This window comes from Alistipes montrealensis (assembly GCF_018362775.1).
In the GTDB taxonomy this organism is placed as follows: Bacteria; Bacteroidota; Bacteroidia; order Bacteroidales; family Rikenellaceae; genus Alistipes; species Alistipes montrealensis.
In genome coordinates, this window is sequence record NZ_JAGYXY010000002.1 from 300318 (window position 1) to 326655 (window position 26338).

12 protein-coding genes are annotated in these 26338 nt (G+C 57.7%); 5 read left to right on the forward strand and 7 right to left on the reverse strand.

Features of this window, described 5'->3' with window-relative positions:
* Positions 1-1998 carry a glycoside hydrolase family 97 protein gene (locus KG007_RS04480; RefSeq protein WP_213347511.1) on the forward strand — a complete coding sequence of 666 codons (1998 nt, stop codon included), beginning with the start codon at positions 1-3 and terminating at the stop codon, positions 1996-1998.
* A gap of 73 nt (positions 1999-2071) precedes the next feature.
* Here KG007_RS04480 and KG007_RS04485 read toward each other — a convergent pair whose 3' ends face one another.
* Entirely contained in the window at positions 2072-4891 is a 2820-nt protein-coding gene (locus tag KG007_RS04485; RefSeq protein WP_213347512.1) for a M16 family metallopeptidase, read from the reverse strand.
* A 144-nt stretch (positions 4892-5035) separates the two neighbouring features.
* Between KG007_RS04485 and KG007_RS04490 the strand changes: the two genes are divergently transcribed.
* On the forward strand, positions 5036-6994 hold the full coding sequence (locus tag KG007_RS04490) for a 4Fe-4S binding protein (protein WP_213347513.1): 1959 nt from the start codon (positions 5036-5038) through the stop codon (positions 6992-6994).
* Positions 6995-7057: 63 nt separating this feature from the next.
* On the forward strand, positions 7058-9232 hold the full coding sequence (locus KG007_RS04495) for a S46 family peptidase (protein ID WP_213347514.1): 2175 nt from the start codon (positions 7058-7060) through the stop codon (positions 9230-9232).
* 122 nt (positions 9233-9354) lie between these two features.
* Here the strand turns inward: KG007_RS04495 and KG007_RS04500 are convergent, their stop codons facing one another.
* From KG007_RS04500 to KG007_RS04510, 3 genes are read right to left on the reverse strand one after another with little or no spacing between them, the layout of a single operon-like run.
* The gene (locus KG007_RS04500) at positions 9355-10944 is read right to left on the reverse strand and encodes a DUF6850 family outer membrane beta-barrel protein (protein WP_213347515.1); all 1590 of its coding nucleotides are present in this window, start codon (positions 10942-10944) and stop codon (positions 9355-9357) included.
* A gap of 12 nt (positions 10945-10956) precedes the next feature.
* On the reverse strand, positions 10957-12231 hold the full coding sequence (locus tag KG007_RS04505) for a DUF4876 domain-containing protein (RefSeq protein WP_213347516.1): 1275 nt from the start codon (positions 12229-12231) through the stop codon (positions 10957-10959).
* A 13-nt stretch (positions 12232-12244) separates the two neighbouring features.
* Positions 12245-15151 carry a TonB-dependent receptor gene (locus KG007_RS04510; protein WP_213347517.1) on the reverse strand — a complete coding sequence of 969 codons (2907 nt, stop codon included), beginning with the start codon at positions 15149-15151 and terminating at the stop codon, positions 12245-12247.
* Between the two features lie 651 nt (positions 15152-15802).
* Between KG007_RS04510 and KG007_RS04515 the strand changes: the two genes are divergently transcribed.
* Both KG007_RS04515 and KG007_RS04520 read left to right on the forward strand, forming a co-directional pair.
* A complete protein-coding gene (locus KG007_RS04515) occupies positions 15803-18448 on the forward strand; it encodes a peptidase associated domain and porin domain-containing protein (RefSeq protein ID WP_249413238.1) in 2646 nt (881 codons plus the stop codon).
* A 92-nt stretch (positions 18449-18540) separates the two neighbouring features.
* Positions 18541-20739: an alpha-galactosidase gene (locus KG007_RS04520; RefSeq protein WP_213347519.1), complete on the forward strand. Its 2199-nt coding sequence runs from the start codon at positions 18541-18543 to the stop codon at positions 20737-20739.
* A 76-nt stretch (positions 20740-20815) separates the two neighbouring features.
* Here the strand turns inward: KG007_RS04520 and KG007_RS04525 are convergent, their stop codons facing one another.
* From KG007_RS04525 to KG007_RS04535, 3 genes are all read right to left on the reverse strand, one after another.
* Positions 20816-22399 (reverse strand): beta-N-acetylhexosaminidase, encoded by a 1584-nt coding sequence (locus KG007_RS04525; protein WP_213347520.1) that lies wholly within the window; start codon positions 22397-22399, stop codon positions 20816-20818.
* Between the two features lie 63 nt (positions 22400-22462).
* Positions 22463-24742 carry a DUF5689 domain-containing protein gene (locus KG007_RS04530; protein WP_213347521.1) on the reverse strand — a complete coding sequence of 760 codons (2280 nt, stop codon included), beginning with the start codon at positions 24740-24742 and terminating at the stop codon, positions 22463-22465.
* A gap of 24 nt (positions 24743-24766) precedes the next feature.
* Entirely contained in the window at positions 24767-26323 is a 1557-nt protein-coding gene (locus KG007_RS04535; protein WP_249413239.1) for a hypothetical protein, read from the reverse strand.
* Positions 26324-26338 lie beyond the last annotated feature (15 nt).

Genomic DNA, 26338 nt, shown 5'->3' on the forward strand with positions numbered 1-26338 from the left:
ATGAAAAAACTACTTCTGACACTCCTTTTATTCAGTGCCGGGACCGGAATTTCCGCAGCCAAAACTTACGAACTGAAATCCCCCGACGGGAAAATCGCCGTACGCGTGGACGCCGGCACACAGGCCGTCACCTACTCCATTTCCCGCGACGGCAAAGAGCTGATCGCCCCTTCGCCCCTGTCGCTTACGCTCGCCGACGGGCGCGTCCTCGGCCAGAAAGCCGTCGTACGTAAAGCATCGACGAAAAGCGTCGATGAAACCATCGAGGCGCCCTTTTACAAGCGCAGCACGGTCGACAACAAATATAACTCCCTGACGCTCACTTTCAAGGGGGATTACGGAGTCGACTTCCGCGCCTATGACGACGGCGTCGCTTACCGGTTCGTAACCTCCATGAAGGACGAAATCACCGTCGCCGACGAGCTGGTGGACATCCGTTTCCCGGAGGACTTCCGGGCCTATGTCCCCTATGTAAACCCCCGCAAAAAAGAGGGCGGTATCGAACGTTGCTACTTCAACAGTTTCGAGAATACCTACACGAATCAGCCCGTTTCCGAAGTTGCGGCCGACCACCTGGCCTTCCTGCCGATCCTGGCCGACGCCGGAACGGCGAAGATCGTCATCACCGAGGCCGACCTGGAGGATTACCCGGGCATGTACCTCTACAACCCCACGGGCGGCAAGGCCCTGCGCGGCAATTTCGCACCCTACCCGGCCAAGGAGGTTCAGGGCGGCCACAACGAACTGCAACTGCTGGTAACCGAGCGGGAGAACTTCATCGCCCGCACCAAGGGAACCCGCACCTTCCCGTGGCGCGTCTTCGCGATCGCCGAACACGACATCCAACTGGCCGACAACGACCTGGTTTACTGCCTGGCCGCACCGTCGCGCGTGGAGGACATCTCGTGGATCAAACCCGGCAAGGTAGCCTGGGACTGGTGGAATACCTGGAACCTCTACGGGGTGGACTTTAAATCGGGCATCAACAACGAGACTTACAAATATTACATCGACTTCGCCGCCGACCACGGCATCGAATACGTCATCCTCGACGAAGGCTGGGCCGTGAACAAGAAGGCCGACCTCTTCCAGGTGGTTCCCGAAATCAACCTGCCCGAACTGGTCGCCTACGGCAAGGAGCGCGGCGTCGGCATCGTCCTTTGGGCCGGGTTCTACGCCACGGAGCGCGACCTGGAGCGTGTCTGCAAGCACTATTCTCAGATGGGCATCAAAGGTTTCAAGGTCGACTTCCTGGACCGCGACGACCAGAAGATCGCCGACTTCACGTACCGTCTGGCCGAAACGGCGGCCAAATACCACTTGTTCCTCGACATACACGGTTACCACAAACCCGCAGGTATTCAGCGCACCTATCCCAACGTACTCAATTTCGAAGGGGTCTTCGGCCTGGAGCAGATGAAGTGGACCAGCGAAAAAACCGACATGGTGACCTACGACGTGACGATTCCCTTCATCCGCATGCTCGCCGGACCGATGGACTACACGCAGGGCGCCATGCGCAACGCCACGCGCGGAAATTTCCGCGCCGTAGGCTCCGAAGCCATGAGCCAGGGTACGCGCTGCCGCCAGTTGGCTGAATACGTGATCTTCGAATCGCCGTTCAACATGCTGTGCGACTCGCCGTCGAACTACATGCGCGAGGAGGAGTGCACGCGTTTCATCGCCGACATCCCGACGACGTGGGACGAGACCGTGGGCCTCGACGGCCGGGTCGGCGAGTACGTCTCCATCGCACGCCGCAAGGGCGACACGTGGTACGTCGGCGGCATGACCGACTGGAACGCGCGCAGCCTGACGGTCGACCTCGGCTTCCTGGGCGAGGGTTCCTACACCGCCGAACTGTTCCGCGACGGCGTCAACGCCGACAAAGCCGCCCGCGACTACAAGTGCGAAGCGGTCGAAATCCCCGCCGACCGGAAAATGACGGTAAAGATGGCTCCCGGAGGAGGCTTCGCCCTGAAGATCACGCGCAAATAAGCGCCAGGACATACATACGAAAAACCCGGGCGGCCGTCGAGGCCGCCCGGGTTTCGTTTCGGGGCATGCGGAGTTACTCCTGTGTGAAAACCGCCGTATAGCGGTTGCCCTGCGCGAGAATCTCACGCGTAAGGCGGCGCACCTCTTCGGGCGTCACGGCCGTAAATACCGCCTCGTTGTCCTTATCCAGGTCAGCTCCGTCGAAATACTCCGCCCGCATCTTGTTGATCCAGTAGGAGGTCGATCTCAGGTTCTTCGACTTGCGTTCGGCATTGACCTTCTTGAAGTAAAGCATCGCTTCGTTCACCTCCTGCTCCGAGGGAGCTTCGGCAGCCAGATGTTCGATGCCCTTCTGAACCTCGCCCAGCAGCATTTCACGCAGCTTGGGATCGGTCTCGAAGCTCACCACCAAGTGACAGTAGCCGCGGGGACGGGCCCCGACCTCGTCGTGCACGCCGATGTAATAGGTTCCGCCTTTCTCTTCGCGCACGGTCGTCAGGTAACGCGCGCCGAGAATATAGGAGACGTAGCGCAGCGCGGCATAATTGGCCGGCGTATAATCGAACTTGCCATGGTAGATGCGCTCGATCGACGACTTGGGCGTCACGGCGCCCGGGAAAACCGCATCGTACTCCCTCGTGCCGGGTACGATCTCGAAATCCTCCTTCTTGAATTTCTGCTTCGGGGCGGCAGGCAGCGAACCGATGTATTTCTCGATGAGCGGCCGCGCCTCGCCGGCAGGCATCTCGCCCGCGAAGAAGAAGACGAAATCGGCGGCGTTGCCGAAGAGTTTGTCGTAGAGTTTGCGGGCCGCTTCCCGGTCGAAACGGTCGAGCGTCGAAAGCGTCGCCCGCCGGAGCCACGGATGACCGCCATATTTCGTGCTGTCGGCACGCTCGGCGAAAAGCGCCTTGGGCGACTTTTCCTTCCCGAGCGACGCGCGGGCCAGGCCGAGGTAGTCGCCATAGGCCTGTTCCGAGAAATTAGGCTCAGTAATATAGAGGTGCAGGAATTGCAGCAACAATTCGAAGTCAGCCGCACTTGCCGCTCCCGAGAAGGAGCTCGCATCCCGGCCCAGCGTCGCCATCAGGCTGGCGTCATGCGAAGAGAGCAGGTCGCGCATACTGCTACGGTCGAGATCCTTTACGCCCATCGTACGGACGTAGTTCTGGAGCAGATGCATGCCTTCGACATCGCTGTCGCGGGCAAAACCGCCCTCATTAATAGCCGCCACGCCGACTTTACGCGTACCGATCACTTCGGGAACGGTCCGCCAGAATACCTTCACGCCGTTCGAGAGCGTCCACTCCTCGGCTCCGAAGGCCGCCTTGCGGGTCTTGACGACCTTTCCGGGAGTTACTTTCGCCGTGAAGAGCGGTCCGGCGGCCTTTCCGCTGCGTTCGGGACGGGCTATCTCAGCATGCTTCACCGAGTCGATCAAAGCGAAAGCATCGGCTTCAGAGGGGACCTTGTCCATATACTCTTCGGGCGACGACACGAGTACGAGCATACCCTTCGGCGAGGTCATGCCGATACGCAGCCGGTTCAACGCCTCAGGCGTCAGGGCATCGAGCTGCTCTTCGACAATACGCGTCCGGTCTTCGGGCGTTGCGTAAGGCACATTACGCGTAAAATGCTCCACATATCGCCCGGCCAGGTCGGTATTCGTTGCGAGACGGTATTTCTCCAGCGCTTTCTTCTCCGCCTTGGCGACCTTGGCTTTGGCGGCTTCGAACTCCTCGTCGCTGAAACCGTAGCGGCGCATCTGTTCCACGTCGGTCAGGATGCCCGCCAGCGCTTCGCGCATGTCCTGTTCCCTGGGCAGCGCCGTCAGCATGAGGGTGTTGCGGCACGTAGCGAGGCTTCCCGTAACAGCCACGACGCGCTTGTAACGCACATCGGGGCGCTTCTCGGCCTCAGCCAGCCGGGAACGCGCCATTTCGAGGAAGACCTTGCGTGCCAGGTCGTCGCGCACGGCCCCCACCGTCGCACGCTCTTCGGCCGACGGATAGGGCTGGTAAAAAATCAGTTTCACGGCCACGGCCTTGGTCTCGGGGTCGGTCACCACGCTGTAACGGGGCTTGTCGCGCCACGGAATGTCGTAAACCTCCTTCGGCGCCGGGTTTTCGGCCTTCGGGATCGACGACATCAAGTCGCGGATTTTCCGCTCCATCGCGTCCACATCCACATCGCCCACGACGATTACGGCCTGCAAATCGGGACGATACCACTTGTGGTAAAAGTCGACGAGCGTCTGCCGCTCGAAGTTGTTGACGATATCCATGTCGCCGATCACGTCTCGGCGGGCGTATTTCGACCCGTCGTATTCGACCTGGGCCGACTTGCGGACCATGCGCGAACGGGCGTCGTTGCCGCGCCGCCACTCCTCGCGGATCACGCCCCGCTCCGACTCGATCTCGTCGGGTTCGCACGAGATGTAATAGGACCAGTCGTGCAGGATCAGCAGCAGCGAATCCACCAGTCCTTCGCGAACCAGCGGCACATTCGAAACGTTGTAGACCGTCCGGTCGCGCGACGTATAGGCATTGACATTATAGCCGAAACGCACGCCGTTCGCCGCCAGGTAGTTGAGAATCCCCTTCCCGGGAAAATTTTTCGTGCCGTTGAAAGCCATGTGTTCGAGGAAGTGGGCCAGTCCGTTCTGGTTATCCTCCTCCTGCAAGGCGCCGACATCGTGGGCTATGAAAAAATCAGCCCGCTGTTTGGGGTTGTCGTAATGCCGGATGTAATAAGTCATTCCGTTGTCGAGTCGCCCGACCCGCACCTCGCCGTCGAGGGGAATCTTCTCTTGCAGGCCTGCAGGGACCTGCGCCGCAACCGGGACGGCCAGCAGGCAAAACAGGGCCGCACGGATCAAAACAGATTTTTTCATCGTGGATTCGCTTAATTACTTGGTGTAGTCTCACAAATATAGTAAAAAGTCGCATAGAAGGCGCTAAAAAACAAATAACGCGTACCAATTACTCACCAAAATAATTACCTTTGCGTATACACACATCATTTACAACCCGAACAAATGAAAAGAAAAAGCAATTGGTTAAAGAATTTGCTGCAGTGGGGCACGCTCGCAGCAATCGTGGGATTTGTGGTCTACGGGCTCACCCTCGGGGAGAAACCCGCGGACGTGGAGGCTTACTGCCCGTTCGGCGGTTTGCAGGCACTGGGCAGTTACCTGGTACGCAACTCACTGGCCTGCTCGATGTCCATGGTGCAGATCATGGTGGGCGTCATGCTCGTCGTGGGAGTCGTACTTTTCAGCAAACTCTTCTGCGGCTACCTCTGCCCGCTGGGAACCGTCAGCGAATGGATGGGCAAAGGCGGCAGGAAACTGAAAGTCAATGCCGAAATCCGCCCGGGAAGCATCGCCGACCGTGCGCTCCGCATCATTAAATACGCGCTGCTGTTCCTCGTTTTCTACATGTCGGTGTCGAGCAGCGAACTTTTCTGCAAGAATTTCGACCCTTATTACGCCATTGCCACGGGTTTCAAAGGTGAAATTACCGCCTGGATGACCATTATTTCGATTGCGGTACTCTTCCTCGGCAGTTTCTTCGTAAAAATGTTCTGGTGCAAATACATCTGCCCGCTGGGCGCACTGAGCAATATCTTCAAGTTCACGATCACCTTCGTCGGCATCGTCATCCTGCTGTGGGTGCTGGGCCTGCTGGGCGTAGGTTCGGCCTGGGTATGGGCGCTGGGCGCCGCCTGTGTCGTGGGTTACCTCTGGGAGATGATCTACCTCAAAAGCAAGGTCTTCCCGCTGCTGCACATCGTCCGCGACGAAGCTTCGTGCACCAAGTGCGACGTTTGCCGGCGCAAATGCCCCTATTCGATCGACATCAAGAACCTCGACAAGGTAAAACACATCGACTGCACGCTCTGCGGAACCTGCGTCTCGGCCTGCCCGGAAGATTCGCTGCAGGTCGGCGGCAAACGGTCGCTGCGCTGGCTGCCCGGCATCCTGGCCGTCGCGCTCTTCGGCGCCGCGCTGTGGTTCGGCAGTCATTGGGAACTCCCGACCATCGACGAGAAGTGGGGCGAGTTCGAGCAGGTCGAAGGTATGCAGACCTACGAGATCGAAGGCCTCACGTCGGTAAAATGCTTCGGCAGTTCGAAGGCTTTCTCCGCCAAGATGCAGAAAGTACCCGGCGTCTACGGCGTCAAAACGTTCGTGAAACGCCATGCGGTAGTCATCAGCTACGACCCCAAGGCAATCGACCAAACGGGTATCGACAAGGCGATTTTCGCACCCACAACCATGAAGTTCACATCGCCCAAGGCCGGCGCCGACTCGCTTTCGATCGTCCGCATCGGCGTCGAGGGACTCCACGATAAGATGGACATGGTCTACTTCGGGGCTATCCTGCGCAATATCGACGGCATCTGCGGCTTCGACGCACAATACGACTGCCCGGTAGCCGTTACGCTCTACGTCGATCCCTCGGCCTCGGTTCCCGAAAAGATGCTCCGCGACTCGATCGAGGTCAAGGAGGCCCACATGCTGGCCCACGGCGGCAAGGTCCGGGTGATTCCGGTTCACTACCAGCTCAAGAGCTACGCCCCCGCAGCCGGCAAGATCGCCCGCCGCGAGTTCCTCGACCTGATGTTCGCACAGACCCGCGACCTTTCGGCGCCGTTCAAGCACAACACCGAGACCTACGGCGACGACGAGAAATATCCCAAAGGCGTTTATGAAGTCGAGTGCCGGGGCATCGAGAAGCCGCTCATCAAGCGCAGTTTCCCCTACTTCCGCGGATTCCTCTCGCTCAAGGAGGGCATCACGCGTCTCGACGTGGCACTGAACGACGAGGAGGTTCCCGTACTGCGGATCGTCTACGTCAAGTCGATGTGGGACGATGCGAAGATCTGGAACGAACTGCTCAACGCCAAGGTATGGCCCGTAAAATACAACGACGGCACGCTCAAGGACGAAGAGCCGAAGTTCACCTTCAAAACCGAAGGGCGCACGCTCTGACGCAACATACTTACAAGGGGCTTGTGATACGCAAGCCCCTTTTTTGAATAAACAGAACCGACTATGAAAAAAGCGATTTTTTATTTACTGGTCTGCGCGTTGCTTCCCGCCGCCGCATCTGCCAACGAAGGCATGTGGCTGGTCAGCACATTCCAGAACATGATCTACCCCCAGATGAAGAAGGAGGGGCTGAAGCTCAAGCCCGGGGAGATTTACAACGAGGAATCCCCGGCGCTGTGCAACGCCATCGTGGCCGTCGACGGCGGCATGGGTACGGGCAGCGTAATTTCCGACAAGGGACTCGTCATCACCAACCACCACGTGGCCTACGGCGACATCCACTCGCTGAGCACCCCCGCGAAAAACTACCTCGAAGAGGGTTTCTGGGCCCTTGAACAAAAGGACGAACTGCCGCTCAAAGGCAAGACCGTAACCTTCCTGCGCAAGGTCGCCGACGTGACGGACGAAGCCCTGGCCATCCGCGACTCGCTCGAAAAGGCCAACAGCCTCGGCGTTTTCGGAACCCGCAAGGTCTACGGCATCCTCGAAAGGAAATACGGCAAGGAGACGCCCTTCGAAGTCGAGTGCGCCTCGATGTGGAAAGGCAAGAAATACCTGCTTTTCTATTACGAAACCTATAAGGACGTGCGCCTCGTCGGTGCGCCGCCCGTGAAGATCGGCGCCTTCGGCGGTGAACAGGACAACTGGGGCTGGCCCCAGCACAAGGGCGATTTCGCCCTCTACCGCGTCTACGGCGACGCGAAGGGCCGCCCGGCCGCCTATTCGAAGGACAACGTGCCCATCACGCCCCGCAAGGTGCTCAACGTCTCGACCGGCGGCATCCACGACCGCGACTATGCCATGGTCATCGGTTTCCCGGGCCGTACCAACCGCTACATGTCGTCGTTCGCCGTACGCGAGAAGGAATACGTGACCAACCCCATCGTGATCAAGGCGCGCCACGACCGCCTCGACATCATGAAGCGCCACATGGAGGCCGACCCCGACGTACGCCTGATGTACAGCGACAAATACTTCGGCATCAGCAACTACGCCGACTACGCCAAATGGGAGAACATCTGCCTGCGCCGTTACGACGTGATCGGCATCCGTGCCGCCGAGGAGCAGCGCCTCGCCGCCTGGATCGACGCCGACCCGGCCCGCAAGGCCGAATACGGCGACCTGCTCGCCAACCTGAAAAAGGGCTACGAAGCGCGCGCCCAGGCCGTACGCTGCAAGTGTTATTACCAGGAGACGTGGATTCGCCCGAGCGACGTAATGATGACGGCCAACCGTCTCGGCACGCTCGTCGACCGGATGCTGCGCGACAGCATCGCCACGGTAAAGGACGGCGACAAGGACTTCGCAGGCGTGAAGAGCAACACCCGGCGGATGATGAAGGATTTCGACCCGGCCACCGACAAGGAGGTGCTGACACAGATGGTGCAGAGTTTCACAGACAACGTCCCCCGCGAAATGTGGGGCGACCGACTGCCGCAGCTTTACGACCGCTTCGAAGGCAACGTTCCGGCGCTGATCGACTACGCTTTCGAAAATACCTGCTGCACCAGCTACGAGAAACTGTGCGCCTGGTTCGCCGAACCCCGTTCCGCAGAAGACATCCTCTCCGACCCGATGGCGGCCATGGCCAATTCGGTCAGCTCGCGGTGCTTCGCCGAGAATCTCAAGCAGGCCGAAGGAGCCTCCGGCATCGACACCGACGCCGAAGAACTGCGCTATGCCCACGCTATCTACGAGATGCGCGAATCGGAGGGCGTGCCCCAATACCCCGACGCCAACTCGACGATGCGCCTCACCTACGGAACCGTAGGTCCGGTTTCGCCGAAGGACGCCGTGCACTACGACTCCCGGTCGACGATCGACGGCTACCCCGAAAAATACAACCCCGACGACTACGAATTCCGTGTCGACGAGCGGATGTTCTCACTCATCCGCAACAAGGACTGGGGCCGCTGGGGCGAAAACGGCCAGCTCTACGTCAATTTCCTCACCAACAACGACATTACGGGCGGCAACTCGGGCAGCCCGGTGCTCAACGCCAAAGGCGACGTGATCGGACTGGCGTTCGACGGCAACCGCGAGTCGATGTCGGGCGACATCTACTTCCATCCGACCAACTTCAAGACCGTCTGCGTCGACATCCGCTTCGTGCTGTGGATCATGGACAAGTACGCCGGCGCCGAAAAGCTGATCGAAGAAATGCGGCTGGTGAAATAACCCGCCCTTAATTTATACAGGAGAACGGACCCGGTCGGGGTCCGTTCTTTTTTTGACATCCCGGCAACAAAAAACCCGCAGGGCTTTAAAGCCCTGCGGGTTTTTAATCGGGAAACGGAGGGTCAGAAATTCAGACCCACGGCTGCGAACACGCCGCCCCGGCGGCTGCCGTCCATCAGTCCGCTGCGAGCCCATGCGGCGCGCCCTTTCAGGTCGACGTAAAGGCCGATCTTTTTCGCCGGGAAGTAATGCGTATAACGCAGGCCCGCCTCGCCGTTCAGGCGGTCGTTGGTCAAGAAAGCGTACTCCTGGGCCAGCAGGTCGGCCCGGTAGTTCTCGTTGTCGATCTGCACGCCCTCGGGACACGTCTTTTCCAACTGGTTCCCGCCGCCGAACGTATATCCGCCACGCGCCGTCACGTCGAGCCAATTGCGGCTGTCGAACAGGAAATTCTTCGTCACACCGAGCATCAGCTTCGAAAAGTGCACATCCTGGTTGTACCGCGCCGGAGCGATCGTATACTCCGATTCGGTTTTGTAGTAATTATAGGCCACATCGACGATCCACGAACTGCTCCACTCGTTACGCTTGACATAGAGTTTATAGTCAGCGTCGACGCTGCGCTGCTTCTGCGAGAACTTCAGGAAACGACCGTACTGCTTGTACGATTTTTGGTTGGTCTCCGGATCGAGCTCCAGCTCCTGAATATTGTTGTATTTCAGCAGGTCGCCCCACGAAGCATCGACCGAAAGCCGCTGATCGACACAACGGCCCGTGAAGTTCAGGACTCCCAGATAACGATAGGTTAACTGATCGTTGTCGCCCATATGCTGGTCCAAATCGAAACGGAAACGCTCCATTTTGCTGTATTCGGCCGAAAACTGGTTGAAGAACTTCACCCGCTTTCCCAGCTTCAGTTCCATCTGGGCAGCACCTCCGTATTCGGAACCTTTGTAATAGATATCATAGAAAGTCTCGGTTCCTCCAAGCTGCTGGCTGGTATAAAACCACATACCTTCGAAGAAATAGATCATTCCGCCAGTCGTATTCGTACCGAAAGCCTTGTAGCCAATCCGCTCTGTTATACGTTTATATGTAAAATTAAGACCGGCATCCACTACCTTCGAAGTAAACATTACACCCGGCTGAACGCTCATGTACATAGAAGTCGTCTTATTGCGCGAGTCACGGCGCTTTGCCAGGCTGCGATCTTCGTATTTACCCATCGCTCCGATCACCCAGTGGCCCATACGGTAAGCTACCCCGGCCTCGATGGCATAGGTTTCATTGCGCGTGTTACCCGGAATCGAATCGCCGATCAGCATCGGAGAATCACCGATATAGGCATTTCCAGCCCAGCTCCGGTCAGTCGAAGCCGCATAATTGTAGCTCAACTTACCGTAGAACGAAAGCCGGTCCCAACGACGGTACGATTCGGACTGAACGCCGAGCACATTTACCTTCGACCCATCGGTGACATCGCGCAGTCCGCCTTTCTCGAAATCATAATTTACTTCCGCAATGGAGAGCGAAGCCTGATTAAGCATCAAGCCCGCCGCGTTGTCCGAAACGAGCCATCCGCTTTTCGAACGAATACGTTCCAGGGTATAATATTTTTCAAGGTTCTCCTTCGGAGTGGAAGACTGGGCGAAAACGCCCGACCCCGCACATACCGCAGTCAACAGGAGTACCGCATATATTTTTTTCTTCATAGCTGTTTGGTTTTATCGGTTTTTGTACTCCGTGCAAAGGGTCGGTTCGTCGAGCGGAATCCAGTCATCAGCCGAATTATTCGTATCCTGATAAACCGTACGTCCGACGATCTCCGAAGCGCTTTCGTCTACCTTGCGGATATAGGACTGACCGCTGTACGAGGTCGTCGTGATAAACAAAGGTTGAAGACTGATGTCGGAGCAAAGGCGCGGGACGTGCGTATCGTTGTTACGAAACTCCACACCATCGAGAATACACTCCTTGGGAACCATTATCGAAGGCATATTCGTATATTTCGTAGGCTGATACATCACCTTACCGTAAGGCTGGCTTTTGAAGGCCCCATCCTTAACGTACTCATAAGGATCTTCAGGCAAGCGATACACGACGATTGCCGGCGAACTGATGGAGAGAACGATCGAATTTCCGGATGCCAGTTCACAGAAGCATTCCAACCGTTCAACGCCTGCAGCAGGAGCTTTCACCGCAGAACTCGATCCAAAACGATCGATATACATTGCCCATACATTATCCGCGGCGAGATTCATCGGTCGGCTGGTCTGGTCGGCTGTTTGTTCAACAGCACTCAGAGCAATCACGACCTCTTCACCCGGCTGTATCGGATGTTCCTGGCCTTTACCCGGAAAAACAAAACCGAAGGCATTGACCGGAATAGAGTCGCGAAGTTCGGTGCTGGTACTTCCCAACCAGAATTTATTGTACACGACCGATTTTCCCGAATTGAACGTAGTGTGGAATCCAACTCCCACGCCATCGAGATACTGCACATCGTCGGAATTGTTGCAGAGCGTGAAATACTGGTCATAGTTATAATTCGCTTTCCCGTCGGCAGTCTTCGTTTTGTGAAAATAAACCTCTTTCAGAATGATCGTCCCACGCGCCGTAGCTTTAATTTCGAGATTGCTTGTCTCGGCCGACTGACCGTCTTTATTCAGAACAAAATCCTTGGTAGCATGCAGGAACTTGCTAATTCCATCCACATCGGCCACTTTGCTGATAATCACGCTGTAATTTCCATACTCGGCATCGATCCGGGTTTCACCCTTCGCATCGGTTTCGGTAACATACGTATTTCCGATCTTCGTATTGCGCATGGTTACCTTGAATCCCGCCTTGTCGAGCGACGCCAGTTCTCCGGGCAAATCGATAGAAATCAACACCTCTTTGTTGCCGTGAAGCAGTTCACTGTCTTTCATATCTTTGAGGCAGCCGCTCAGCAGAAAGATCGCTGCCAAAGGAACCATATAGTATAAAATATTTTTCATCGTCTGCAACTCTTTAGAATTTAAGTTTTAATTCTGCGCCGAAATAAATATCGGTATTCACACGCTTGTAAGTTCCTGTACTCTTCAGTAACATTTTGGGATGCGAATCCGTAAAGTTGTTGGCATAGAATGAAATCTGTGCAACCCGACCGATCTCTTTCGTGACACGGAGATTGGCCATGAAATAAGGCTTGAATGAGTTTTCAATAAAGGTAGTAGTCGTACTGGCAGTCTGAAGATATTCCCGATAAGCCGCCCCATAAGTGGGGTCGTTGTACAAATCCCGATTGAAAGGCAACACCTGACCGCCAGAGTTCATGTAGAAATCGGGGTCTCTGTAAATCATCTTACCGTTCGTTCCGTTCGAAAAATCGCCATAAACGGGATTCCCGCTGTCATCGAGAATGTAAATACCGTCAGCCTGGAGATTTCGAGTCCGGTTGAGCCATACGCACTGAATCGTCAGCGTCGTGATCAGGCGCAACTTCGGAATATGCGTGATCAGATTGATATTGGAATTGAATCGGGTGTACACCGAGCCGGAAGAAGCGGACTTGCCGCCATAATAGGCACCCAGGAACGGATTGTAGATATTTTTACCGTCGGAGGGCACTTTTACCGTAGAATAAGTATCGTACAACAGCACACCCTCGCCCTCTTTCTGGGTCATGGTCATATATGCTCCGTTGACGACGACCGAAGTCCGGACCGGACGAATCTGGCCGAAATCGAACGTATACTCGACACCCCATTTATCGTATTTACCGTCATTGGCCGGTTTTTTGACGGATGCCGTATTGAATATTTTCTCATCCCGATAAGGAAGCGGAACACCTCCCACGCCCAGGACCTTTTGTCCCGGGTTATTCGGATCGTCCATATAAACCGGGGCTTCTGTTCCTTTATAGGTCTCATACTCCCGGAACGACACGATTTGCGGAGTCATACGAAGGGTATAACCGTTACGCATCTTCTCATTATAATATGTAACACCTCCCTTGATACCAAACATCTCGAAATCGAGACCTACCTCAAGGTTCTTGCTGTACTGCATCTTCAGGTCACGGTTGATCATATCGGACTGCGGAGTTACGAACGTAGTCCATGCCGCCATGGGACCCGTTTCAGACGTTCCGCCCCAACTGAACGAAACCCGGTCAATATACACCGGAAAAGGATAAAGCAACCGTAAGGCCGGCAGCGTGGTCTGAATACCCCAGCCGCCGCGGATACTGAGCTCACGAACTTTTTTCGGGGCCCGGTTGCTGATGATTGTATATTTGGCGTTGAAACGCGGATCAACAGCCCAGTTATCGTTCAACTGATCCGTCGCCATATAGGTGAAACGCCCGCCTGCCTGCAACGTAAGCGACGTTTTTCCGATCGGAAGCGTCGCTTTTTCTTCGGCAAAGACAGCCACCTGATTCAGGAAAGGAATATCGCTGAACGGTTCCGGACGGAATGACATGGGGCGCACGCCCTCGTAATACTGACCCTTGCCCGTATTTCCCGAATTATTCCATTCGACACCGAGCATCGCCTTGTTGTAAACCTTGCCGTAACGTCCCGAAAGTTCGGCTACCATTTTAGCCGTCGTGTAATAAGCCATACTCAGATTCCGAATATCGCTCAAGTAATTGTCGGGCATAAATTCAGTCAGATACTCCCCGTTTTCCAAAGCTCCGGGGTTGGCGACGCCGAGCGCACTGGGAGCTGTCCGCTGACGGGCATACTGACGGGTCATCGACGTATTGAGTACATATTTCAACGTCGTAATCCACGATTTATTGAGCAGCCATGAACCATTGAGGTTGATCGACAGATTCCGGTCATCGAGTTCCTTGCGTTCCGCCTGCGAGATATTGTCCGGATCTGCCTTCGTTGTGCCGCGCGAAAGGTAGCCGCTCACCTTGGCATTGAACTGAAATGGAGTGCGATCACGGTTGAAGGTGTTGGTATAACCCACCGAAAACGTTCCGCGGTCATAAGCTTCTTCCACCGTACGGATATCTTTCATCGCATTGGCGTAATCGATCGACGCATTGAGAAACCCCTTGTCGGGGCCCAATGCATAACCTTTGGTCAGCGCCACGGCCTTAGTATCCGGCACGGTCTTCACCCGGACTTCATAAGGAGTACGACCTTGCTTGGTCTTGACAACGACCGCTCCGGCGCTCATATTACCGTATTCGGCCGACGCCACACCGCGAATAACTTCGATCGATTCGATATTGTCGGTCGAAATCGTACGCATGTCGATACCTCGACTCGTTTGCTGCCCGAAAGCAGCAGCTTTTCCACCCATCAGCATTGCGTTATTATTCATAACGGCCCCATCGACATAGACACCCACCGAACTCGAGTTGATACTGCTCGCCTCCTTACCGTCCGTCATCGAGTTAGGGAGATCACGGATGCCAACGAAATTCGAAGTGGAGTTCGTCAATTCCGGATTCGCGGTCAACACACCCGGCAGCAACTGCATCACGTCCTTGACGGAGGTCGCCTGCAGGTGGTCCATCGCCTGACGGTCGATCGTCGACGAGGAGTTGATGCTGCGGCCCCGCTGGGCCGTCACGGTCACGGTGTTCAGTTGCAGGCTCGACTCCTTGAGGCGCAATGACAGCGTTCCGATCGAACTGGTGACCGTCACCTTATACGAAAGGGGCTCGTAGCCCAGGCAGGTCGTCTCGATGGTATAGCTGCCGGTAGTCACCGACGGCATCCGGAACCGGCCTTTGGCATCGGTCACCACCCACAGTTCGAGCGTCGGGATGGCAACCACACAGCCTGCAATCGGCTGTTTCGTGTTATACTCCGTCACGGTTCCTTCGATGGAAACCTTCTTCGGAGCCTGGGCCTGCACACCCAGCGGAATGCAGACGCCCGCCAATAAAAGTACTAGTAAAAATTTCTTCACGGCAAACAGGGTTATGTGAATACTGAGAATGTTGTTCGTTTCTGAGGCACAAAGATACGCGACCGCAAAACGGGCCGCAATCCCGAATAATGGGGATTTTTAACGATCAGGGAACATAAAAGCGACTGCCGGCAACTGCACGGCGCAATTGTCGGGTATCGGAAAATACTCGGCTGTCAACAGGGAATACGGCGGCTCCCGCGGGGGGGGGAACCCGGGCAGGGAGTTCGTCGGCACGATCCGGAACACAAGTCCGTCCGTCTACGGTGCGGTGATTCAATTCACTTTTCCTCATGCCGGTCTCTTTAATTTACGATGGGTCTTGCGTCGCAAGATAAGAAAAAAACAGCATTCCGGATGCCTTTTCGGGGCATGAATTCACCCTCGGTTACGATCCGGACGCATCCGGCGAAATATTGCAAAAGAATTTAACCGTATCCTTCCATTCGGTTTCGATTCGCAACAGACTGACGGGGCCGAAAATTCTTTTTCTCGGACCGATTGTACTATGGACGGAAATTACTACCTTGCAACCCATAAACCTTTTCACTCCCCGGTTTGGCCCGTTACTTACTCCTGATTCTCGCCCTTCTCGGTTTTGTCGGCATGCCCTCCGCGCATCCGGCACGAAGCGGTGCACCCCAATCCCGCATGGTTTACGCACAAGTCCTGGGCGGCAGGTCGGCACGCACGACCATTATCGTGCAGGACAAACAGACGCGGGACCCGCTGATCGGCGCTACGGTCTCGATCATCAGCAGGAGCGATACGCTGCGGGGCACAACCACTAAAGAAGATTTCTACCGCATCCTGGCCACCTACCACTGCGACCGTATTTTCCGCGATTCGGTCGATCTGGAAGTCTCTTACGTCGGCTACAAGCCCTTCAAACGGCGCTACGGCAAGAACGAGTTCCGGGGCAGTATCGATGTCAAAATGGAGTTCGACGAGCAATCGATCGCCCAAGTCGTGGTCGTCGGGCAGCAGGTCGCCATGGTTTTCCGGGGCGACACGACGGTCTACAACGCCGGGGCCTTCAAAACCATGGCCGACGACCGTTTCGCGGAACTGCTGAAACAGTTGCCGGGAGTCGAAATCAAGGACAACAAGATTTACGCCGAAGGACAGGAGGTCAAACGGGTACTCATTGACGGCAAAAACCTCTTCGGAACCCAAACGTCCTATGTCCTCACCGACCTCGAAGCTTCGGATGTCAAGAGCGTGCGGGTCTACGAAGACCTGAGCCCCACGGCAAAACGCATGGGCGACAACACCGCCGAAAAGGAGAAGGTGATGGATGTCGAGACCAAGTCGAAGCGCGGGTTCATCCAGGGCGGCAACCTGGAAGCCTCGCTCGGAGCGAGCCTCGAAAAGGACTACTCGGGGCGGCATGAAATCCGCCACTCCGAGGCCGGGACTTTCTACCGCAACAGCGAGAAGGGCAACCTGCGTCTCGAAGCCTCCAATTCGAAGGACAGCAATCAGCAGGGGGAGACCGCCTCGTACAACTCGAAAACCACCCCCACCAAACAGACCGACGCCCGTGCGGAGTACACCCTCCGCCGGGGCGACTCGACCAACGTCATGACCACCGTCCGGTTCGGCCGCAACCGCCAGAGCAGCATCAACCGCTCGCAAACCGAATATTTCCCGACCGAAGCCTACGCCCTGCGCAACGAGGAGAGCGTCAGCGAATCGCTCTCGAAGTCGCTTTCGACCGAAGTCGCGAATTTCACCAGCATCCAGCGGAAAAAGAATGTGCTCGGCGCCTCAACCTCCTTCTCGATCGACGACGGCTCCTCGGCAGGACACAACCGCATGAAACAGCAGATCGACGACGAACAAACCCGGACCGACCTCAACAGCAATTCCGACAAACGTGACATCCGGCTCAATCTCTCCCTCTATTACCAGACACGGATCTCCGAGCGTTCGACGCTGACATTCAGCATCTCGGGCCGGTACAACACCGGCAACCGCGACGGATGGCGTATCGACACGACAGCCTTGACACCCGGCCTGCAGGTCAAACTGCGCAACGACGGCGACAGCCGCAGCTATTCGCTCGGCGCCAATGTGGGCTACCGCTACAAACTGGGAAAGAAGGGTTCGTTCGGCGCATCCTATAACTTCAGCCGCGACTACGACCGGTCGAAACAACTGGCAGTCGATTTCCTCAGCGATCCGCGGGGTGTCATCGACACTGTCAACTCCTACAACTATACGAACGACACCTACACGCATAACCTGCAGGCCAACCTTCAATACCGGAACGAGGATTTCTGGATGACGGCCGGACTGACCGGCACGGTCTACGACATCGCCCGCAGCGAACGGTTCCCGGAAGAAGTGCGTTTCCCGCGGCTGTTCTTCGAGGTGAGCCCCTGGGTCTCCCTCTCGGTCGGCAAGTCCCGGCGGCGGTTTTCGTTCAACCTCAGCTCCTATCCGCAGATGATTCCGCTCGAATCGCTGCGCTCGACGCTCGACGCCACCAATCCCCTTGCACTGCAGGCCGGAAATCCCGACCTCAAATTGCAGAACAACCTTTCGGCAACGACGGGATTCCAGTTCACCGATGTCAAGAAAGCCCTCAATTTCAGCGTGCGGCTCAACGGCAGTTACACCGTCAACTACATCGCCTCGCGGCGCACGCTCTTCCTCGAAGACACCTACCTGCCCCAGTACGATTACACGGCGCAGAAAGGGGCGCAACTCTCCACGCAGGACAACGTCGGAGGCTGCTACAACATCGGAGGTACGGTCTCCTACTCGCAGCAGGTCAACCCGCTGCGGTCGACCGTAAACGTCTCGGTGAACTACGGATTCAACCAGACGCCCTACTTCACCGGCGACGACCTCTTCCATTCGCTCCGGCATTCGCTCCGCATCGGTTTCGGGTTCGACTCGGGCTTTTCGACCAAGGTCAAATTCTCCGTCCGTTCCAACACCTCGATGAGTTCCTACACCACGCAGAAAGAGACCTCGCAGGAGTTGCGCGAACAGGTCAACGCCCGCGTCGACCTGCGGTTCGGCAAATATTTCGGCTCGGTCGGTACGCTCTATGAGTTCTACTGCAACAGTCGTTCGCATTCGCTCACGCGCCATAACGTGATCCTCAACGCCTCGGCCGGGCGTAAATTCGGCAAGGAAAACCGACTGGGCTGTTCGATCGGCGTCATCGACATCCTCAACCGTCCCGACTACGCCACCACCAGTTTCGATACCGACTACATCGTCACCTCTTCGACCTCCTACCTGGGCCGTTACGGCTACCTGCGCATCGCCTATACGTTCTGATCGCAACCCACGGAATTACGTTGTTATTTCGGATCATTTCATATAGTTTCGCAGATTTTCGTATCTTTGGGCCAGAAACCACTAAAAACACGATGAAAAAACTACTGATTCCCCTGATCGCCGCTTTCGCCGCGAACACCGTATCGGCCGCCGCGCCGCCGCAGGTCATCGACATCAGCACCGACAACGTATCGATGGTGCTCACCGCCACCCCCGGAGGTGAAGTATATTTCCGCCACTTCGGCGGACGCATCGACGACACGGCGCCGCTCGCCGCTTACAAGAGCAACCGCCGCGGCGACCACGGAACCGAAGACCTGGCCTACTCGGCACAAGGAGGCCGCAATTTCCGCGAACCCGCCCTGCGCGTCACCCATGCCAATGGCGATATGAACACCGAACTGCGCTACGTATCGCACACCTCGAAACAACTCTCCGACAAAAACGTGACGGAGACCGTCGTGAAAATGACCGACTGCTGCCAGGCGCTCGACGTGGAACTGGTTTTCACGGCCTATGCCAAAGAGAACGTCATCTCGACGCACGCTGTGATCCGCAACCGCGAAAAAGGACCTGTAACGCTGCACAGCTTCTACTCCTCGTCGCTGCCCCTGAAAGCCGACAAATACCTCCTGACCCACCTCTACGGAGCCTGGGCCCGCGAGGCACAGGTCGACCACACGGTGCTGACCCACGGTTCGAAAAGCATCGAGTCGACGCGTGAAGTACGCACTACCCACACCGAGAATCCCGCCTTCCTGCTCACGCTGGGCAGCGACACGTTCAGCGAGAACTGCGGCGAGGTCATCGGCGGAGCGCTGGCCTGGAGCGGCAATTTCCGCCTCAACTTCGAGGTCGACGAATTCGACGCGCTGACCATCCTCGCCGGTGCGAATCCCAACTCTTCGGCCTACAAACTCCGTCCGGGCGCATCGTTCACCACACCCGAAATGATCTACACCCACTCGTTCTGCGGCGCAGGCGGCGCCTCGCGCAACCTCCACGACTGGGCCCGCAACTACGGCGTTTACCGCGGCCACGAGGTTGTTCCGACGCTGCTCAACAGTTGGGAGGGTGCCTATTTCAAATTCGACGCCAAGGTTCTCAAAGACATGATCGACGACGCAGCCTCGATGGGCCTGGAAATGTTCGTCCTCGACGACGGCTGGTTCGGCAATAAATACCCGCGTAACGACTCCGGCGCCGGACTGGGCGACTGGCAGGTGAATGCCGCGAAACTGCCCGAAGGCATCGACCACATCGCCTCCTACGCCCATTCGAAGGGACTGAAATTCGGCATCTGGATCGAACCCGAGATGGTCAACCCCAAGAGCGAACTGGCCGAGAAACACCCCGACTGGATCGTCCGTCCGCCGAAGCGCGAGGCCCCGCAGACCCGCAACCAGTGGCTGCTCGACCTTTCGAACCCCAAAGTACAGGATTTCGTATTCGAGGTATTCGACAACACGATGAAACTCTCGGACAAAATCGACTACATCAAGTGGGACGCCAACCGCAACGCCAACAACGTGGGTTCGGCCTACCTCCCCGCCGACGAACAGTCGCATTTCTGGATCGACTACGCCCAGGGCTTCTACAAGGTGATGGAACGCATCCGCGCCAAATATCCCGACGTACTGATCCAGGCCTGCGCCTCGGGCGGCGGCCGTGTGGAGTACGGCGCCCTGAAATATTTCGACGAAGTGTGGACGAGCGACAACACCGAGGCGCTTTCGCGCGCCCGCATCCAGTACGGCACGAGCCTCTTCTACCCGGCTATCGTCATGGGTTCGCACGTCTCGGCGACGCCCAACCACCAGACGGGCAACATCACGCCCATCAAGTTCCGCTTCGACATGGCCTGCGCCGGACGCCTCGGCATGGAACTCCAGCCCAAACAGATGACCGACCAGGAGCGGCAGTTCGCCCGCCGGGCCATCGCCAGCTACAAGGAGTACCGCGACATCGTCATGCAGGGCGACCTCTACCGCATCGGCACGCCCTACGACAAGAACGGCTGCTACGGCCTGATGTATGTCTCGAAAGATAAAAAGCAGGCCGTCCTGTTCACTTACAGCCTGCAATACCAGGGCCGTTCGCTGATCCCGAAATTCCGCCTGCAGGGCCTCGACCCCAAGACGGGTTACACCGTTCGCGAACTCAACGTCGACAAACCCCGCAGTTGGTTCGACGGCAAGACCCTCAGCGGCGAAATGCTTGCGAATGCCGGCATCAACCCCGCAATGCCGAAGATTTACGACAGTTGCGTATTCCTGCTCACGGCGGAATAATCCCGGTTGCAATGCGATAAGAACGGGGAGGCTTCGAAAGAAGCCTCCCCGTGTTTTATTATCTCTGTCCGTAGCGTCACTCGATGCCCCGGAATACAAAATCGGCATACTGGTATCCCGCACGGTCGTACAGGCCGCGCAGCGTGCCGAGCCGCCGCACGAAATCGTCGTAATCGCGCCCCTCGGGAGCCCACGCCACCTCGGACATGGCCGCCAGGCGGGGCAGCAGCATGTACTCCGCATGGTCCATCGTGGCGATGTACTCGGTCCAGAGGTTGGCCTGGACGCCGAGGATGTTGCGGGCCTGCGCTTCATCGAGCCGGTCGAAGGGGTCGTAGCCGTAGAGTTTGCGGATCGGGACGTTACGGCCGATTGCCAGTCGCTCGCCGTTCTTCTCCGGGTCGGAAGTCTGGTAATAGTCGAGGTAGAAGTAGAACCGCGGGGACATGATCACCCGGTTGCCCGACTTCGCGGCCTTGATTCCGCCCTCCGTACCGCGCCACGACATGACGATCGTCGAGGGCGTCACGCCGCCTTCGAGCAGTTCGTCCCAGCCGATCATCTCACGCCCGTGGGCATGCAGCCACTCCTCGATGCGGCACACGAAGTAGCTCTGGAGGGCGTTCTCGTCCTTCAGCCCTTCCTGCCGCATGCGGCGCTGGCAGTCGGGACACTTTTCCCACCGCACCTTGGGGCACTCGTCGCCGCCTACGTGGATATACTTCGACGGGAAGAGTTCGAGCACCTCCGAAAGCACGTTTTCGAGAAACTCGAAAGTCGTCTCGCGGCCCGCACAGAGGACATCGCTGCTGTAAAACCACGTCGTACGCACCTCGTAAGGCCCCTGCGTACACCCCAGCCACGGATACGACGCCAGCGCGGCCATCGAATGGCCGGGCAGTTCGATCTCGGGAATCACGTCGATACAGCGCTCCGCGGCATAGGCCACCACCTCACGGATTTCGTCCTGCGTGTAGTAACCGCCGTAGGGCGTGCCGTCGTATTCGTCCGAGGTCTTGTAATGGCCGATCAGCGTCTCTTTGCGCACCGACCCCACACGCGTCAGTTCGGGATAGCGTTTGATCTCGATGCGCCACCCCTGGTCATCGGTCAGATGCCAGTGGAAAGTATTGAGTTTGTGAAGCGCCATGATGTCGATGAACCGTTTGACATCCTCCACGGGATAGAAGTACCGTGCCACGTCGAACATCGCACCGCGGTAGCCGAAAAACGGCTTGTCGCGTACCTCCGCAACGGGGACCCGGCCGCCGCCGATCATCTGGCGCAGGGTCTGCACGCCGTAGAGCACCGCCCGGGGCGAGCCTCCGCAGATCAACACGCCTTTCGGCGTCGCGCTCAGGGTGTACTCTTCGTCCGGGAACGTACCGTCCAGTTGCAGGTCGATGCCCTTGTGTACGGGTTTATCCGTCACGACGGGCTTCCGCACCCCGGCATCGGCCAGATAGCCGGCGCACAGCGCAGCAACGGATTGCAGCGACGGGTCGTCGTAACCGATCTTGCACCCACGGCCGATGCGGAACGTCCCGTCGCCCGGAACGACCGACACGGGGCGGGGAATGACATGGATTTCAGGCAGCGGGGCTTCGGCGCACGCAGCCGAGAGCAGGAGCACGGCGACAAGGATCAGGATTCTTTGCACAAATTCGGGATTTTATCGTCAGCGACCGGGACGGGTAAAATCCCGTCCCGGTCGTCTGTGAGGTTATTTTTTGTTGTAACGAATGGCGAAATAGTTCATACACGACGGCGAGTCGATCGGCTGCGCGGCATACTCGTCGAGACTTCCGCCGAGGTTCCGCGCCGCCTGCAGGCGGATGTAGACGTTCTTTTTACCCAGCATTTCCAACGGCAGTTTCACATCGACGGGTTTCCATCCCGCATACTGCCAGTAGCGCGTCGCAGGGGTCCAGCGCGCCATGTCGGGCACGGTGTAGGAGTCGATATAGGTCCAGTCGTCGTCGTTGTCCATGTTGCCCGTCTCGGACCATGCGACGTTGAAATAGCGGGGCGAACCGTATTTGCCGCTGTCGTAGCGGTCGTTCAGCACGCTTACCTGCATCGACAGCACGTCGGTCGAGATACCTTCGGTCGAGAAATTGACGATCCACGCATGGCCGCGGTCGTTGGCCTTGTCCCACCAGTACCAGTCGACCCATGCGGGGCCTTCGGCACTGCCCTTGCGGGGAACCTTGCCTTTGCCTCCGCCCGAGGTGTCGCCCGAGGTGTTGTTGTTCACGTCGGCGAAATCGCGCCACCAGTCGGTTCCGTCTTCGAGGATGATGCCCATGCCGTTGACATTGCCGATGTTAGACCCGAAAATGAACGTGGATTTGTTGCCTACCGGCCCGAGGTAGCTGAAATCCTCGTTGGAAAGGATCTTGATCGCACCCGTCCCGTCCTTGTAGCTGTGCGTCAGGTAGCCGTTCGTGCCGTAGGTCGGATAAACCTTGTTGTTGTCGTACTGCAGGAAACGGTACTCGGTCAGCAGCGCCGAGAAGCTGTCCTTGAAATCATCGGCCAGCCCGTCGAAGTCCGATTTCGAAACGTGGCGCAACTGGTAACGGCCGATATAACCGTAGGAATCGTCGTCGCCGCTCGGGTTGTCCTCCCACTCGAAACGCGGGAACAACTCGTGGACGACGATACCCGAGAGTTTGCCCGAGCCATAGGGCAGACGGCTGCCGTCGCGGCGGTAGAGGCACGTCGTGTTGGTGTAGAGGTAGATGTGCTCGCCCTCGATGTCGCGCACGAGCGACGCGCATTTCTCCGTACGGTTGGCGCCCGTGGCATTGGCATAACCCTCGTTGATCGGGGTCAGCGGACCTTTGCGGATCGGCAGTTCGCAGTCGGTGAGCGTCACGTAAGTGTAGATATCGTCGTCGGTCAACTGGCTGATACGCTTTTCCCTGTGCGGAATATCCGCCGCCGTGCTCAACTGCGAACTGATGATCATGGCCGATTTCACGCCCTTGAGCGCAAAACGGTCCGGATCGGTATCGTGGACCAGGCGCACGCCCTTCAGCGAGAGCTGGATGCGGCTGTAACGCATGAAAATGTTGTCGTCGGCAGTCTGCGTTTCGATCATAAAGCCCAGGCTGCCGTCGATGCTCTCGACATAGGCGGTCTTTTTGCAGACCTCGTAGTTGATCGTCGACTCGGTGGTCATGGGATTGGCCCCCATGTTGCCGCCCGCGGCGTCGCTGACGACCCATGCCGAAATGTAATAGTCGTTTTCGATGGTCACGACCTGCCCGGGACCGCACAGCGAACGAATCTCTTCGAACGAACGCTCCGTGCCGAAATCGTCGTGGGCATTGGCCTGCACGACGTAGAGTTTGGCCGAAGTGACTTTGTCCCAGCCGTTCGTGAACGAGAGCGTTATCTCCGCCGAGCGCATATTCTCCCCGTCGGGGTTGGCCTGCGTGGCGAAGAGCAGCGCCCCCGACCGGCTGTCGACGCGTACGTCGGAAATCCAGTCGGCAGCGCCCTCGTCGGGATAAACGACCTTCGTCACGAGGCGTTCCGCGCCGATATTAGTGTCGAGCGGAGCCGAAACCGACTGCTCGCCGCTGCTGCCCTTGACCGAAATGTTGGGCGCGGGAAATACGAGCCGCTCCTCGATCAGCCCCTCCTGGCGGATGTAAACCGTATCGCGGCGGCGTCCGCTGTCGTCCTGCAACAGCAGGCGCGCCACGCGGGCGAACGAGTCGTTGGCTCCGTAGGCGACACTGAAAGCGCCGTCGCCCGGAATCCGGCCGGTATGAAATTCGACCCAGGGAGTCGCTTCGAGCAGCGAGACGTTGCAGCCGCGGTTGCTGTACACCTCGACTTCGACCGTGCCGCTCTGTGCCGGCACGATGTATTCGCCTTTCACGGCGCCGAGTTCGATGACCGGGACGGAGTCCGGATCGTCGGCGCAGGCCGCCGCACAACCAGCGAAGGCCGTCAGCAGCAACAATTTCCAGCTATTTTTCGTTTTCATTTTGTCTTGGTTTTAAACGGGTGGTTAATCCAGCAGGCGGACCTCGATGTCATCGACGAAATAGTAACTCGTCGTGGCCGCCGTACCGGTTTTCTCGAAGAAGTTGAACGAGGTGTCCTTCGACACGCCGTCAGCAATCAGCCGCACTTCGGCCCAGCCGCCGGTTCCGATCGTGGAGTTGGGGATGTAGGCCGACGTAGCGGGCGTGAAGGCCATTTTCTCACCGTCGATGTAAACCTCCTGGTAGGTCCCCTTGTCGATCCAGCTCTGGAACGAGTCGGTCATATTCGCCCCTTTGACGTAGCAGAGGCGGAAGGAGATCTGCACGCTGCCCGAAGCGTCGGCAGGAATGTTCGCCAACTTCGGCGTGTGGATTTTGCCGCGGCCCAGCGTCGGCGACCCGACGCGCAGGCAGCCCTGGAACTCGGCGCATCGGTAGAGGTAAGTCCAGTCGTAGAGGTTGCGGTTGCGGATGTAGTCCGCCGTCACGTTGTTGACGGCCGCAGGGGGAGCTATGTTCCACGAATTGGTGTAATCCGCTGTTCCGGCGGCATTCTCCATTATGTAGAAAGGAGCCTCCTCGAGGCCCGTCGCCGATCCCGCGGCGGTCGTTCCGGCCAGGCTGCCGCTGCTCTGCTGGGCTTCGGTCTGCGAGGGCGAATACCCCTTCGTATTGCCGACGTAATTCCCGCCCCAGGCACAGGCGTCGAAATACTCCGCGAACACCAGGTCGGCATCGGGTGCATAAACGATCGCAGGGGTCTCGGTCACGACGTTCCGCTTGATCGTCCGCGGGGTCGGCGAATCGACGGTCATCGCCCGGTGGGAACGGTCGGTGATGCGGATTTTCAACCCCGAAGCGTACGCTCGGGCAGGCATCACCACATAGAAATCGGTTCCGCTTTCGCTCAGCGCGACGCCTTCGCCCGCACCGCCGCAATTCATCACCAGGTGGTAGGCGCGGGCCGAACTCGCCGTACCCGGCACGAGGATTTTATTCCCCTCGCTGTCGGTTTCGAGCGTGGAATAACCCGAAATCGGAGCGCCCGACCTGTCCTCGACGAGAATGGTGTTGATCGTCGCCGAGCCTTTGAGCGTCAGTTTCAGCACGCCGCACATGTTGCGCAGCGTGACGTTCACGTAACCTTTGTCTTCGTCGATACCCGTCGCTTCGCCGTACATCGGCATCGCATTGCGCCCGAAAGTGTCGGGACCGGCGTAGAACTGCGCCAGCGGCAACTTGAAGTTGGCGGCCTCCTTCGACTGCTGGAGGAAATTGCAGGCCGACGGGAACACCACTTCGTAACGCGGAGCCTCGGGAACTTCGGGCACGGCGGCCGAGCCGTCATCGAGCAGGAAAACCTCGTAGGCCACACCGTTGATATCGACCATATCTCCCGGCTGGAACTTCACGCGCAGGGTTTCGTCCAGCATGGCGCGCGTGTCCGCCCCTGCATCGAGGCGCAGCGAAACGCGTTTCACCGGAGCTGGCCCGGGCAGGCCGGCGGTCTCGACGGGAGTTTCGGAACACCCCGCCAGCAGCAGGCCGCAAGCTATCAATAGATTCTGTATCTTTTTCATTTTTGCCTCTGTTTA

Excerpts from the sequence above, each read along its gene's own strand:
- KG007_RS04530 (WP_213347521.1), bottom strand. The coding sequence starts at position 24,742 with ATGAAAACGAAAAATAGCTGGAAATTGTTGCTGCTGACGGCCTTCGCT.
- KG007_RS04495 (WP_213347514.1), top strand. The coding sequence starts at position 7,058 with ATGAAAAAAGCGATTTTTTATTTACTGGTCTGCGCGTTGCTTCCCGCC.
- KG007_RS04485 (WP_213347512.1), bottom strand. The coding sequence starts at position 4,891 with ATGAAAAAATCTGTTTTGATCCGTGCGGCCCTGTTTTGCCTGCTGGCC.
- KG007_RS04505 (WP_213347516.1), bottom strand. The coding sequence starts at position 12,231 with ATGAAAAATATTTTATACTATATGGTTCCTTTGGCAGCGATCTTTCTG.
- KG007_RS04535 (WP_249413239.1), bottom strand. The coding sequence starts at position 26,323 with ATGAAAAAGATACAGAATCTATTGATAGCTTGCGGCCTGCTGCTGGCG.
- KG007_RS04500 (WP_213347515.1), bottom strand. The coding sequence starts at position 10,944 with ATGAAGAAAAAAATATATGCGGTACTCCTGTTGACTGCGGTATGTGCG.
- KG007_RS04490 (WP_213347513.1), top strand. The coding sequence starts at position 5,036 with ATGAAAAGAAAAAGCAATTGGTTAAAGAATTTGCTGCAGTGGGGCACG.
- KG007_RS04515 (WP_249413238.1), top strand. The coding sequence starts at position 15,803 with ATGGTTTACGCACAAGTCCTGGGCGGCAGGTCGGCACGCACGACCATT.
- KG007_RS04480 (WP_213347511.1), top strand. The coding sequence starts at position 1 with ATGAAAAAACTACTTCTGACACTCCTTTTATTCAGTGCCGGGACCGGA.
- KG007_RS04520 (WP_213347519.1), top strand. The coding sequence starts at position 18,541 with ATGAAAAAACTACTGATTCCCCTGATCGCCGCTTTCGCCGCGAACACC.